Annotated in this window: 16 protein-coding genes; 9 read left to right on the forward strand and 7 right to left on the reverse strand. The window is 34.8% G+C overall.

All coding sequences use genetic code 11. The features are described from left to right. Positions 1-12: 12 nt before the first annotated feature. Both gldI and VBZ51_RS13270 read right to left on the reverse strand, forming a co-directional pair. On the reverse strand, positions 13-564 hold the full coding sequence (gene gldI / locus VBZ51_RS13265; protein WP_321826940.1) for a gliding motility-associated peptidyl-prolyl isomerase GldI: 552 nt from the start codon (positions 562-564) through the stop codon (positions 13-15). Beyond that, positions 561-1577 carry a DHH family phosphoesterase gene (locus VBZ51_RS13270; protein ID WP_416577235.1) on the reverse strand — a complete coding sequence of 339 codons (1017 nt, stop codon included), beginning with the start codon at positions 1575-1577 and terminating at the stop codon, positions 561-563. Before VBZ51_RS13270 ends, gldI begins: the two co-directional genes overlap by 4 nt. A 75-nt stretch (positions 1578-1652) precedes the next feature. On the opposite strand from VBZ51_RS13270, the gene VBZ51_RS13275 reads away from it, so the two are divergent. Both VBZ51_RS13275 and VBZ51_RS13280 read left to right on the forward strand, forming a co-directional pair. Next, positions 1653-2669: an alkaline phosphatase D family protein gene (locus VBZ51_RS13275; protein ID WP_416577236.1), complete on the forward strand. Its 1017-nt coding sequence runs from the start codon at positions 1653-1655 to the stop codon at positions 2667-2669. A gap of 45 nt (positions 2670-2714) precedes the next feature. Continuing rightward, positions 2715-3134 carry a nucleoside-diphosphate kinase gene (locus VBZ51_RS13280; RefSeq protein WP_071341764.1) on the forward strand — a complete coding sequence of 140 codons (420 nt, stop codon included), beginning with the start codon at positions 2715-2717 and terminating at the stop codon, positions 3132-3134. Positions 3135-3207: 73 nt separating this feature from the next. On the opposite strand, the gene VBZ51_RS13285 is transcribed toward VBZ51_RS13280, so the two are convergent. The 3 genes from VBZ51_RS13285 to recF are packed head-to-tail and all read right to left on the reverse strand — an operon-like array spanning position 3208 to position 5002. Beyond that, entirely contained in the window at positions 3208-3504 is a 297-nt protein-coding gene (locus VBZ51_RS13285) for a DUF721 domain-containing protein (protein ID WP_058103334.1), read from the reverse strand. Next, entirely contained in the window at positions 3504-3923 is a 420-nt protein-coding gene (locus VBZ51_RS13290) for a lipocalin family protein (protein WP_091605482.1), read from the reverse strand. Before VBZ51_RS13290 ends, VBZ51_RS13285 begins: the two co-directional genes overlap by 1 nt. Beyond that, the gene (gene recF / locus VBZ51_RS13295; protein WP_416577237.1) at positions 3923-5002 is read right to left on the reverse strand and encodes a DNA replication/repair protein RecF; all 1080 of its coding nucleotides are present in this window, start codon (positions 5000-5002) and stop codon (positions 3923-3925) included. Before recF ends, VBZ51_RS13290 begins: the two co-directional genes overlap by 1 nt. A 123-nt stretch (positions 5003-5125) precedes the next feature. Here recF and VBZ51_RS13300 point away from each other — a divergent pair, with 123 nt between their 5' ends. From VBZ51_RS13300 to VBZ51_RS13330, 7 genes are all read left to right on the forward strand, one after another. Then, complete coding sequence (locus VBZ51_RS13300) at positions 5126-5893, forward strand: tetratricopeptide repeat protein (protein WP_099191560.1); 768 nt, start codon at positions 5126-5128, stop codon at positions 5891-5893. Continuing rightward, positions 5893-6375: a 6,7-dimethyl-8-ribityllumazine synthase gene (gene ribH / locus VBZ51_RS13305; protein WP_058103330.1), complete on the forward strand. Its 483-nt coding sequence runs from the start codon at positions 5893-5895 to the stop codon at positions 6373-6375. The genes VBZ51_RS13300 and ribH overlap by 1 nt, the downstream gene beginning before the upstream one ends. Before the next feature lie 155 nt (positions 6376-6530). Further along, a complete protein-coding gene (locus VBZ51_RS13310; RefSeq protein WP_317038720.1) occupies positions 6531-6803 on the forward strand; it encodes a riboflavin synthase subunit beta in 273 nt (90 codons plus the stop codon). Then, positions 6803-8656 (forward strand): DNA mismatch repair endonuclease MutL, encoded by a 1854-nt coding sequence (gene mutL / locus VBZ51_RS13315; RefSeq protein ID WP_416577238.1) that lies wholly within the window; start codon positions 6803-6805, stop codon positions 8654-8656. Before VBZ51_RS13310 ends, mutL begins: the two co-directional genes overlap by 1 nt. Continuing rightward, positions 8657-9400 carry a rhomboid family intramembrane serine protease gene (locus tag VBZ51_RS13320; RefSeq protein WP_058103327.1) on the forward strand — a complete coding sequence of 248 codons (744 nt, stop codon included), beginning with the start codon at positions 8657-8659 and terminating at the stop codon, positions 9398-9400. It begins immediately after the preceding gene. A 3-nt stretch (positions 9401-9403) separates the two neighbouring features. Further along, positions 9404-10282 carry a rhomboid family intramembrane serine protease gene (locus VBZ51_RS13325; RefSeq protein WP_416577239.1) on the forward strand — a complete coding sequence of 293 codons (879 nt, stop codon included), beginning with the start codon at positions 9404-9406 and terminating at the stop codon, positions 10280-10282. Between the two features lies 1 nt (position 10283). Continuing rightward, positions 10284-11309 carry an endonuclease/exonuclease/phosphatase family protein gene (locus VBZ51_RS13330; RefSeq protein WP_416577240.1) on the forward strand — a complete coding sequence of 342 codons (1026 nt, stop codon included), beginning with the start codon at positions 10284-10286 and terminating at the stop codon, positions 11307-11309. On the opposite strand, the gene VBZ51_RS13335 is transcribed toward VBZ51_RS13330, so the two are convergent. Then, the gene (locus VBZ51_RS13335; RefSeq protein WP_416577241.1) at positions 11296-11616 is read right to left on the reverse strand and encodes a DUF6122 family protein; all 321 of its coding nucleotides are present in this window, start codon (positions 11614-11616) and stop codon (positions 11296-11298) included. The two genes, VBZ51_RS13330 and VBZ51_RS13335, sit on opposite strands and share 14 nt — an antisense overlap. Continuing rightward, the gene (locus tag VBZ51_RS13340; protein ID WP_416577242.1) at positions 11609-12238 is read right to left on the reverse strand and encodes a WbqC family protein; all 630 of its coding nucleotides are present in this window, start codon (positions 12236-12238) and stop codon (positions 11609-11611) included. Before VBZ51_RS13340 ends, VBZ51_RS13335 begins: the two co-directional genes overlap by 8 nt. Positions 12239-12243: the final 5 nt, after the last annotated feature.

The raw sequence follows: 12243 nt of genomic DNA on the forward strand, positions 1-12243 counted from the left end.
ATAATGGTCATTTTAATTTACTGTATTTTCTTGTTGTTTTTCTATTTGTAAAATTGTTATGGTAGACTTAAGGGGAACGTTACTGCCAATTTTATTTTCATCGCCATGATAACCAAAGGCTATGGAGGAAGGAAACAAAAACGTAGCGCGCTCCTTTTCTTTCAGCATTTTAACGGCATCACGTAAGCCTAGGAATAATTCTTGTTTATCTACCTTGTAATTAACAACACCAATATCTTCCTTAGAGTAAATGGTGTCATTGTCCAATGTTAATATATCATAAGTAAATACAACCAAATCGTCCGTTTTAGGTGTGTAGTCACTTGTTTCATTTACTGTTAAATAATGATACCACGAGCCAGATTTGCTATGATCATAATGTTTTAATGAATCTAACTCAATAATCGCCTGAATTTTCTTTTCTTCGGCTTCTAGCAACTTTCGGCTTCGTTCTATAGATGCCTTAAAGAAGCTTCCGCTTTTGGTCTGTACCGGTTTTCTTGGTTCAGGACCATCACAACAGCTAAATAGTACAACTAAAAATAGAATAGATAATATTCTCATGATTGTAATTGATTCTTATACAATGGTAATAACGCGGTAAATTTGGCAATGGTATCTGCTATATTGTCTTCACTTCTGCCTCCTGCGGCGTTTGTGTGCCCGCCACCATTAAAATGTTTTCTTGCAAAGTCGTTGACAGAAAAATCGCCAACGGACCTAAAAGAAATTTTAAAAATTCCTTCTTCTTTATTCTCAATAAAAATTACGGCAAATTTAATACCGTCTAAGGTTAAACCGTAGTTTACAAAACCTTCTGTATCTCCTTTTTGGTAATTGTATTTGTCCAGTTCATCTTGGCTCAAAGTTATATATGCCGTAGCATATTCGTTTAAAATGACCATATTCTTTAACGCACAACCTAATAAATGTAGTCGGCTTGGGGAATTGGTGTCATAAATTCGATGATGAATTTCTGTGCCTTCAGCACCCTTGTCCATAAGGTCTGCTACAACTCTATGTGTATTACTTGTGGTTGCTGCAAATTTAAACGAACCAGTATCTGTCATAATTCCCGTATAGATACAGTTTGCCATATCTGGGCTAATGCTATTTTCATCACCTAGTTGATTAATGAGTACATATACCATTTCACATGTAGAGCTCATGCTTACATCAGAATACATGATACTGGCATAGTCAGAAGGTTCTTGGTGGTGGTCTACCATCACAAAAGTAGCCTGCGCCGACTCTAAAATTTCACTCATTTGACCAACGCGACCTAAGTGGTTAAAGTCTAGTGTGAAAACTATATCCGCTTCGTTGATTACTGTCTTGGATTGAGAATTTTCTCTTTCAAAATTTAATATCTGTTGTGCGCCGGGCATCCATTTTAAAAATTTTGGAAAGTCGTTGGGCGCTACAATAGTTGCTGAATGACCATTGTTGGATAAATAGTGCCAAAGTGCCAATGTAGATCCAATGGCATCACCATCAGGATTTTTATGTGGTATAATAGCTATTTTCTTTGGTGATGAAAGTAGCTTTTTAAGGGCGTTCAAGTGCTCTAAATTCATGGCGGCAAAGATACAATTTAATAATATAGGCTTTAAATGGAATACCTTAATTTTACCCAGACTTAACTATTTTACATGAAAAAAATTGCTTTTTTAATTTGGGGTTTACTGCTCGTTTCTTGTTCGTCTAAAAAGGGTTTAACTGAAAAAAAAGACTTTATAATTGCATTTGGATCTTGCAATAGGGTTGATTTGCCTAACCTTTTGTGGGATGATATTCTTAATACAGAACCAGATGTATGGATCTGGGGTGGGGATAACATCTATGCAGATACAGATGATATGAAAGCTTTGAGGGCTATGTATGATCAACAAAAGAAGGAGCCTGGTTATAAAAAACTGGCTCAGACAACAGATGTTTTAGGCACATGGGACGATCATGATTATGGGTTGAATGACGGAGGTGTTGAGTTTAAGGCTAAAGCCGCCAGCCAGCAAGAGTTTTTGAATTTTATGAACGTACCTAAGAGTAGTGAGTTGCGAAAACGAAAAGGGGTATATAATTCCAAAAATTATGTAATTGATGGGCATGAGGTCCGTATTATACTTTTAGATACAAGATATTTTAGAACACCACTTACACCAGATACCGAAACGGATAAGAGAATTAAACCAAATGAGTATGGTGTAGGTACTATTTTAGGTGATACACAATGGAACTGGCTAGAAAAGGAGTTGCAAAACTCTACTGCAGACTTCAACATTATTGTAAGTAGTATTCAATATCTATCTCAGGAACATGGTTTTGAGGCTTGGGGGAATTTTCCGCATGAAGTGGATAGGCTGGCAAAATTAATAGAGGATACTAAGCCTAAAGGTGTTGTTGTGTTATCTGGAGACCGCCATATTTCTGAATTTTCAAAAATCAATCTAGAGGGTATAGATTATCCTTTAATTGATTTTACCAGTAGCGGGCTCACACATGCGTATAGGGAATTTTCTGGTGAACCTAATAAATACAGAGTTGGAGAGGTAGTTTATACCGAAAGTTTCGGAATATTGGAATTTGATTTTAAGGCTAAAACGGTTGATTTTAAAATAGTTGGTGATAACGGAAATGTGTTAGGGCAATTAGAACAAGTCTATGAATAGTTGTGAGATATGTGGAAAAACGTATTTTTGCGCAAAAATTAAGATATGAGTACGAATAGAACGTTTACAATGATTAAACCAGATGCCGTTGAAAACGGACATATTGGGGCTATTTTAGAAAAAATTACTGCTGCTGGTTTTAAAATCGTAGCGATGAAATATACACAGTTAAGTTTAAGGGATGCACAAGAATTTTATGGTGTGCATAGAGAGCGCCCTTTCTTTGGTGAATTGGTAGAGTTTATGACCAGAGGACCTATTGTAGCTGCAATTTTAGAAAAAGAAAATGCAGTTGAAGACTTTAGAGCTTTGATCGGTGCTACAAACCCTGCTGATGCTGCAGAAGGTACTATACGTAAAATGTTTGCTACCAGTATTGGTGAAAATGCCGTACATGGTTCTGATAGCGACGAAAACGCGGCTATTGAAGGTGCTTTTCACTTTGCAGGAAGAGAAATTTTCTAAGACAATATTTTTATGAATTAAAAAGCCAGTTCTTTAGAACTGGCTTTTTTTTGTCTCATTCAATTATAGATGTTTATCTAAGTATCAATTTCTTCACTACCTCTTTTCCAATTTCTTCATTGATCATTCGTACTATTTTAGATTTGCCTAGGCTTAGCTCTTCGCGCAATACGGAAGAACTTAGAGAAACATACAAGGTGCCAAATTTCAGCTCAATCTCTGTAGTATAGTTGTCTACACCGTTACCCATTAATTTAGCCCATGCAGCTCTTGCATCGACTTTGTCTATTCCTTTTTCTAATTTATTTTTTTGAATAAATGCAGAAAGTGCCTCTTTCATTGAAGTATTTTCGTTTCCTCTGCTTGCCATTATGGGGTTATGTTTATAGGTTCAAATCTATTATATCTATAGGTGACACCTTCGCTATTTTTTACCGAAAAACTTTTCTCATCTAATGAGGTCAACACTTCTTCCCATATGTTGGAGTTGTTAGTGTATTTCATAAAAATAGAGTCATTAGAAATTCTAATAAAAAAAGCTTCGGCGTCGTTTGAGGTTTCAAAGGTGCCATTAAATTTTGGATCTACTTTCTTCCTAAATCCTGATAACGAATCTAACTTTATATAGTCGACCGTACTATTAATTGAGTATTCTTTTTTTGCTCCATCTACGAAGGTAACTTCTTTTATTTCCCAATACCCATTTAGCAAGTGTAATTTGTCTTTGTCAACTTTAGCACTGCAAGAAATTAGAAATAGAGAGAGAATAAGAGTAAGCTTTTTTATCATTACAATTTAAATATTTTATAGGATTGATGAATTTTTTTAACAATGCTCTCGGTACGGTCGGCGTGGGTGTCACTGATGAATATTTGCCCAAAATTCTCATTGTTCACCAATGTAATGATATGGGAGACCCTATGTTCATCTAGCTTGTCAAAAATATCATCAAGAATTAAAATAGGTGTTGTGCCACTTTGAGATTTCATAAAATGAAATTGAGCAAACTTAAGGGCAATCAAATATGATTTTTGTTGGCCTTGACTTCCGAATTTTTTGATTGGGTATTGGCTGATCTCAAAGCTGAGGTCGTCTTTGTGGATGCCAACACTTGTATATTGTAGGGCGCGGTCTTTGTCTAGGTTTTTGTTTAACAGCGTAAGCAAATCATAATCTTTTAATTTGCTTTCATAAGAGAGGGAAACATCTTCAGAATTGCCGGTAATAGATTTGTATTGTTCTTGAAAAATAGGAATAAATGCTTCTAGGAAAGAAGTTCTTTTTTTATAGATTTCAGAACCATAAGTATGCATTTGCTCATTATAAACTGCCAACGTATCGTTATTGAAAGTTCTATTGGCCGCAAAATATTTTAAAAGTGCATTTCTTTGAGAAACAACCTTATTATACTTAATGAGGTTTTGTAAATACGATTTATCTGATTGGGAAATGACTCCGTCAATGAATTTTCTTCGTGTTTCGCTTCCTTCAATGATCAAATCCCTGTCTGCAGGAGATATGATAACTAGCGGCAACAGTCCAATATGGTCAGCAAAACGTTCATAAGCCTTACCGTTACGCTTAATTATTTTCTTGTTGTTTTTTTTAAGGCTGCAAACAATTTTCTCTTCTCTACCTTCTTTTTCAAACGTACCGTCAATCACAAAAAAATCTGACCCATGTCTTATGTTTTGAGAAGAGACTGGGTTGAAATAACTTTTTCCAAAAGACAAATGATAAATAGCGTCTAAGATGTTTGTTTTACCTATACCATTAGCGCCTACAAAACAATTTATTTTTACATCAAAAGCAAGTTCTTTAGATTCAAAATTTTTATAATTGATCAGTGATAATTGTCTCAGCAGCATTAAAAATTTCCGATTTTAGATTTGGTAGGATGAAAACTAGCTTAAAATATCCAAAAATAACGAATAAATACACTTTGCGATTTCAATAAAACCATTATTTTTGCGCGATCAATAAATTTACAGATGGCAACATATAAGAAAAGAGGATATAAACCTGAAACAAAGGCTGAACAGCAAGAATTTGATGAACAGGAAAGCACAACAGCTGAGGTTTTTAGTTCTTTAGATGAAGGAGCTTCAAGGTCAGAAGAGTGGGTTTCTAAGAATCAGAACTATATTTTAGGTGCCATTGGGGTAATAGCTATCAGTGTTTTGGCATATTTGGCGTACAATCAGTTTGTTGAAAAGCCAAAGGAATCAAATGCGGCAAATGAAATGTATTATCCGCAGCAATATTTTGACCAAGCTTTAGTAGCGACCAGTCAAAAAGATTCATTGTTTACTTTGGCTTTAGAAGGAGCTGAGGGTAAATACGGTTTCTTGGATATCATTGAGGAGTATAGTGGAACTAAAGCTGCAAACTTGGCAAATTACGGAGCAGGTATGTCTTACTTGAATATGAACAAATATCAAGAGGCTATCACTTATTTAGAGGATTTTAGTTCTGACGATGCTATTTTAGGATCGTTGGCCAAAGGAGGTCTAGGAGATGCTTTTATGCAATTAGACCAACCTTCCGATGCTTTAGGGTATTATGAAGCTGCTGTAAAACATAGCGGTAATGAATATACAGCCCCTAAATTTCTTTATAAAGCAGGTGTTACTGCATTGGAAATGGGAGAGAAGGATAAGGCTTTGGAGTTTTTTGAAAGAATAAAGAACGATTTTCCAAAATCAGAAAATGCTAGTTCAATAGATGCGTTTATTGGTATGGCTAAAAGTGCTGAATAATGGCAACAGAAAATAAAAATTTATCGGCTTACGATAAGGCAACAATCCCAAACGCGAACGGACTTCGGTTTGGGATTGTTGTTTCAGAATGGAATTCAGAGATTACCGAAGGTCTGTATAATGGTGCTGTTGATGCATTGTTAGATTGTGGTGCCCAACGTTCTGATGTTATTCGATGGGATGTTCCTGGAAGTTTTGAACTTACTTTTGGTTCAAAAAAAATGATACAATCCCATAAAGTAGATGCTGTGATTGCCATTGGTAGTGTAATACAAGGTGAGACCAAGCATTTTGATTTTGTTTGCGATGCCACTGCGCAAGGCATTAAAGACCTGAACGTGATTACAGATGTGCCTGTTATTTTTTGTGTGTTGACCGATAATAACATGCAACAAGCTATTGATCGTAGTGGAGGTAAACATGGTAATAAGGGCACGGAGGCAGCTATTGCCGCAATTAAAATGGCTGTTCTAGGCAACTAAGGTTTCCGGTCTTTTATTTTTAATCTGTTTCAAACTATTTTAGAGGTAACGGTTGACAGCTTCAACTGTTAACAAATTTTGGCATTCCTATTATGCCCTGTTTTTCTATTTTAAGTAACTTTGAGGTTATGGGGATGTTGAGTAAAATAACAAAGTTGCGAAAGAATAGGCGGTTTGAGTATAACCCCAGATTTTATGATGATAAAGGAAAAGGGAATCCTTACAAAATTGAGCCTAAATTTGACCAATTTCGCAGTACACTGAATACATCTCGAGGTTTAAAAAGAAAAATCAACAGTGCCATAGAAGACGCTAAAAGAAAAGGTGATCGCAACCTTAAGATGAGAATGGTCATCATTATAGCTGTTTTGGTTTTGATTTTTCTTTATATAATTGATTTTGACCTCTCAATTTTCTTTTCTTCATAATGGCCGATATTATTAGACTTTTACCAGACCATGTAGCAAACCAAATTGCTGCTGGTGAAGTGGTACAACGCCCATCATCAGTAGTTAAGGAGCTGATGGAAAATGCCATCGATGCCGGTGCAACCGATATTCAATTAATTATAAAAGATGGTGGCAAAACACTTATTCAAGTAGTTGATAATGGTAAGGGTATGAGTGGTACAGATGCCCGTTTGAGTTTTGAACGCCATGCAACGTCAAAAATTCAAAAAGCTGAAGATTTATTTAATTTGCATACCAAAGGCTTTAGGGGAGAGGCACTTGCATCTATTGCTGCTATTGCCCATGTAGAGATGTTGACCAAAACCGAAGATGATGATATTGGTACAAAAATTAAGATTGAAGGCAGTAAAATTGTTTCACAAGAAGTAGTAGTTGCTCCAAAAGGGACTTCTATGTTGGTAAAGAATTTATTTTTCAATATTCCGGCTAGAAGAAATTTTTTAAAATCTGACCAAGTCGAGTATAGACATATTACCGATGAATTTCATAGAATTTCATTGGCACACCCTCAGGTAGCATTTAGTTTTTATAATAACGGGAGTGATGTTTTTCAATTGCCGGCCAATGAATTCAGAAAGCGTATAGTTCATATTTTTGGAAGAAAGACCGACGAGAAACTGGTTCCAGTTGAAGAGGAAACTCAGGTAGTAAAAATATCAGGATATATTCTAAAACCAGAATTTGCTAAAAAGAGTAGAGGAGAGCAGTTTTTCTTTGCTAACAACAGATTTATAAAAAGTCCGTATTTACATCATGCAATTTTAGGTGCTTTTGAAGGAGTGATAAGACCAGGAACGCATCCTGGTTATTTTTTGAATTTAGAGGTGAATCCAGGTACAATCGATATTAATATACACCCTACAAAAACAGAAGTTAAATTTGATGATGAGCATACGTTGTACGCTATGTTGAAATCTACCGTTAAGCATAGTTTGGGGCAATTTAACGTTGTGCCAGCGCTTGATTTTGAACAAGACCAGAACTTAGATACTCCGTACTCTTATAAAAATAAGCAGGTTGGTATTCCGCAGGTAGTTGTAGATGCTTCTTTTAATCCATTTGAAACAACTGTTAAAACATCAAAAGGAAATAACAGTACAGGTAATTATAAAAAACCAAAAGTAGAAGGTTGGGAAAATTTATATGCGGGACTAGAAACCAAGGTAGAAAGTAATGTTAGTCATTTGGAATTTGAATCTGAGGTAGTGAATAGCAGTATCTTTGATGATGAAAAAGAATCTATTGAGCCGACTACTACTACGTTTCAATTGCGTAAAAAATTTATAATTACCACTATAAAATCTGGAATGGTAGTTATAAATCAGAGCAGGGCACATCAACGGGTGCTTTATGAAAACTTTTTAAAGAACATAACTATTAAAGAAGCCGTAAGTCAGCAGTTACTTTTTCCGTTGACTTTATCATTTTCACCAGGTGAAATGAACATTTTAAAGGAAATTAAAGATAACCTTTGCACTGTTGGTTTTGTATTTGGTGATTTGGACGATGAGGGTGTTGAGATAAAAGGAGTTCCTGTTTTGGTCGCTGAGAGCGAAGTACAAATGATTATGGAGCAGTTGATGTCAGATTTTCAACAAGAGGTGCCTGGAGATAGTTTTTCCCAAAGTGATATGTTGGCAAAAACATTGGCAAAAACCCTGTCTGTAAAAACAGGGGAATCATTAGACGAGTTTTCTCAAGTAAAGTTGGTCAACGATTTATTTGCTTGTAAAGAGACTACATTAAGCCCTTTTAACAAAAAAGTATACGTGACCATTACCGAGAATGATATTGAACGAAAATTTATATAGATGGGAAGAATAACAGAAACTATAAAGCATTTATTGATTATTAACGTGCTATTCTTCATTGCCACACAGTTGTATGGGGAACAAATGTATGAGTTGTTTTCTCTTTATTTTCCTAAGAACGAGCATTTTCAACTATGGCAAATAATTACCCATATGTTTATGCATGGGGGTTTTATGCATATTCTTTTCAATATGTATGCGCTATGGGCTTTTGGTTCGCCTTTGGAGCAAATGTGGGGCAGAAATAAATTCCTGTTCTTTTATATATCAGCTGGTTTAGGTGCCGCTTTAATACATATAGGGGTGAACTACTATTATTATAATGCGGGTATGAGTGCTTTAATGGAGGCAGGCTTAGCTGAAAGTAGTATTCTTGAAATCATTAATAGCGGTCAGTATAGTACAGAATGGTACAATATAGCGGATCGTTCAACCATAGATAATTTCTTAGGGGCGTTCAATACACCTGTAGTGGGTGCTTCTGGGGCTATTTATGGTATTTTGGTAGCTTTTGGTATGTCTTTTCCAAATAGTGAATTGTTTTTAATTTTCTTACCGGTACCTATTAAGGCTAAGTTTTTTATTCCCGTTTTAATAGCATTAGATTTGTTTTCTGGCGTTACCGGGTATAGTTTGTTTGGTCAAGGAATTGCCCACTTTGCACATGTTGGTGGGGCACTCTTTGGATTTTTGATGATGTGGTATTGGAAGAAAAATCAGTTTAATAATAATAGGTGGAACTAAAGTATGGCTCAACCAGATTTAAAATATCAATATAGTAGGCTAAACATTGCCGAAAAATTAATTGTTATTAATGTCATTGTATTTCTAATAAATGCGTTGGTACCTTTTCTCTTAGGCTTATCCGGCAATAGTATTGTTAAGTGGTTTGAACTGCCAAATGATATTGTAGATATTGCTTTTCAACCATGGTCTATAATTACCTATTCTTTTTTTCATGGTGGTTTTGGTCATTTATTTTGGAATATGCTTTTAATTTATTTTGTTGGACGCATTTTCTTAAATCTCTTTGATGCAAAACGATTTCTTAATGTCTATGTATTAGGAGTTATTCTTGGGGGATTGTTTTTTGTTTTGGGTTACAATATTTTTCCGGCATTTTTTAATACAAATGCCTACCTAATTGGAGCGTCTGCAGGAGCTAGTGCTGTCTTGATTTTTATATGTACCTATCTACCCAATCAAGAGGTTAGAGTGATATTTTTTAATGTGAAGTTGTGGATTGTGGGCGCAGTCGTTGTGCTTAGTGATTTAATACAGTTGCCCATCAGTAACTCAGGAGGACATTTAGCGCATTTAGGTGGTGCGTTTTTAGGGTATTTATATGCGAGTCAATTGGCAAAAGGAAATGATATTGGTTCTGGTTTTTCTAAGTTTATGGATAGTATAGCAAACATGTTCAAAGGTGCAGGAAAGAAGTCCAACATGAAGACCGTATATAAGAAAGAGAATACATCAAAATCTAAATCCACGGTCAGTGATTATGATAAGAAATCTCATCAAAAGAAAATAGATGCAATCCTAGATAAAATAAGTAAATCTGGCTATGAAAGCTTATCTAAGGCTGAAAAAGATTTCTTGTTTAAAGCGGGAAAAGAAAATTAAAATGAAGAAATTATCTTTTTTCAATAAAATCATGTGGTTTTTAAACGTGATTGCAACTCTTACTTTGTTTTTAGCGTGTATAGTACCTTATACCTCAATTGCTAGTTTAGCCTTTATTAGTTTGGCGGTGCCGGTGTTGGTGTTGTTCAATATGTTGTTTTTTTTGTATTGGCTAATTGGTAGAAAAATCAATATGTTATTGTCGCTGTCCGTATTGATTTATGGATATATCACCTTGGGTTCCTTTATCGCTTTTAATGGTAGTAGTAATGAGAAACTTGAAGAAGATACCATTTCTTTGTTAAGTTATAATTCATTGGGTTTTCGTAGTAAATATCATAATGAATGGGAAACATTAACTACTCCGGAAGTGATAGAATTTGTAGAAGGCGAAAATCCTGATATAATCTTTTTTCAGGAATTTCAACCAATTTTTATTAAGGATGATATGTTAAAGGATTACCCTTATAAGGCTAATAAATTCAAAGATAAAGAAGGAGTGTCCAGTAAAAATTTAGCTATTTTTTCTAAATATAAAATCATTGGAAATGGAGAATTGGATTTTCCCAATACCTTCAATGGTGGAGTGTATGCTGATATTGTATTTAAAGGGGATACGATTCGTTTTTATAACCTACATTTAGAATCGTTGAGCATTAGACCTAACTACATTAAAAAAGAAAGATCAGATAAGCTATTTGTACGTTTAAGAGATTCTTTTGATAAGCAAGAAAGACAATCTAATTTGGTAAAAGAGCATATAGAAAGCAGCCCATATCCGGTTATTGTTGGCGGAGATTTCAACAATACGCAATTCTCAAAAGTGTATTTTAATATCAAAGGAAATTTAAAAGATTCCTTTTTGGAAGCGGGTCATGGTTACGGGGAAACCATCAAGTTTTGGAAGTTTCCTTTTAGGATAGATATGATTCTAACAGACCCTTCATTCGAAGTTGTGTCACATAAAAATTACAAGATCAATATATCTGATCATGAGCCAATTATGGCTACCGTTAAAATCCCTTAGTAATAAAAAAACAATCAACTACATCTGCCAATATATGTATAAGCAGTGCCGCACCAATGATTCTCGTTTTCTTATAAGTAAATAATAAAATGTAAATGACTATTGCCCAATAGGTATGTAATGGGTGAAAGTTAATACTGCAGCGGTTAGAATCAAACATTGGTGTAGCCAACAGGTGGTCAACATCTATAATAATACCCGATAAAAGAATTACTGCAGACCAAAATTTGTTTTCACGGTAAAAGTAGATGGCAATGACAATCGGTACTAGAAAATGAATGCCATAATGAGCTATAAACCTAAGCATTATCTTTATAGATAAAAACTTTTTGAAGATATTCTATAGAATTTGGTCCCATGTTGAAAAGCAGGTCTAAAATGCTTAAATTAGGTATGAAACCATGACGATCACCAAAAACCTGAGTGTAAGGTTCTATAGTAAGTTTGTGTTTTAATTTGGCATTTATCAAAAATCTAAAATCTTCATGTTCACTTAGGGAAACTTCAAATTCTTTTGTAGATTCTTTGGGCATTTCCATTTGTAAACACTCGAATATTGTTTCTATTGTTTTTAAATTGTAATCTAACAACTTATCATATGGTTGGTCATATAATGGCTTAATCTCGTCTTCGTAAAATTCAAAAAACGGAGATGTTCTGTAAGCAGTTTGCAGGGTGCGCCAATGTTGCCTTTGCCATGGATAGGAATTGTCTATTAAAACATCTTTATACTTCTGCCTGCCTTGTTCTTTACCAACATGAATAATCGGTATGCTTAAAATATGCTTGCCGCGATCATTTGAAATGTAGGTTCTATTTCTAAATGTCTGTTTTTGATAATTATCATGTACTTCCCAACATGTAGGTTCATGCAGAACATAGCTAAACGTTAGTATATTTGGAAAGTATGAAGGATGAATTACTTTCATCTGCC

The sequence above is a fragment of the Maribacter sp. HS genome (assembly GCF_048059195.1).
GTDB classification, from domain to species: Bacteria; Bacteroidota; Bacteroidia; order Flavobacteriales; family Flavobacteriaceae; genus Maribacter; species Maribacter dokdonensis.

Excerpts from the sequence above, each read along its gene's own strand:
- gldI (WP_321826940.1), bottom strand. The coding sequence starts at position 564 with ATGAGAATATTATCTATTCTATTTTTAGTTGTACTATTTAGCTGTTGT.
- VBZ51_RS13270 (WP_416577235.1), bottom strand. The coding sequence starts at position 1,577 with ATGAATTTAGAGCACTTGAACGCCCTTAAAAAGCTACTTTCATCACCA.
- VBZ51_RS13275 (WP_416577236.1), top strand. The coding sequence starts at position 1,653 with ATGAAAAAAATTGCTTTTTTAATTTGGGGTTTACTGCTCGTTTCTTGT.
- VBZ51_RS13280 (WP_071341764.1), top strand. The coding sequence starts at position 2,715 with ATGAGTACGAATAGAACGTTTACAATGATTAAACCAGATGCCGTTGAA.
- VBZ51_RS13285 (WP_058103334.1), bottom strand. The coding sequence starts at position 3,504 with ATGGCAAGCAGAGGAAACGAAAATACTTCAATGAAAGAGGCACTTTCT.
- VBZ51_RS13290 (WP_091605482.1), bottom strand. The coding sequence starts at position 3,923 with ATGATAAAAAAGCTTACTCTTATTCTCTCTCTATTTCTAATTTCTTGC.
- recF (WP_416577237.1), bottom strand. The coding sequence starts at position 5,002 with ATGCTGCTGAGACAATTATCACTGATCAATTATAAAAATTTTGAATCT.
- VBZ51_RS13300 (WP_099191560.1), top strand. The coding sequence starts at position 5,126 with ATGGCAACATATAAGAAAAGAGGATATAAACCTGAAACAAAGGCTGAA.
- ribH (WP_058103330.1), top strand. The coding sequence starts at position 5,893 with ATGGCAACAGAAAATAAAAATTTATCGGCTTACGATAAGGCAACAATC.
- mutL (WP_416577238.1), top strand. The coding sequence starts at position 6,803 with ATGGCCGATATTATTAGACTTTTACCAGACCATGTAGCAAACCAAATT.
- VBZ51_RS13320 (WP_058103327.1), top strand. The coding sequence starts at position 8,657 with ATGGGAAGAATAACAGAAACTATAAAGCATTTATTGATTATTAACGTG.
- VBZ51_RS13325 (WP_416577239.1), top strand. The coding sequence starts at position 9,404 with ATGGCTCAACCAGATTTAAAATATCAATATAGTAGGCTAAACATTGCC.
- VBZ51_RS13330 (WP_416577240.1), top strand. The coding sequence starts at position 10,284 with ATGAAGAAATTATCTTTTTTCAATAAAATCATGTGGTTTTTAAACGTG.
- VBZ51_RS13335 (WP_416577241.1), bottom strand. The coding sequence starts at position 11,616 with ATGCTTAGGTTTATAGCTCATTATGGCATTCATTTTCTAGTACCGATT.
- VBZ51_RS13340 (WP_416577242.1), bottom strand. The coding sequence starts at position 12,238 with ATGAAAGTAATTCATCCTTCATACTTTCCAAATATACTAACGTTTAGC.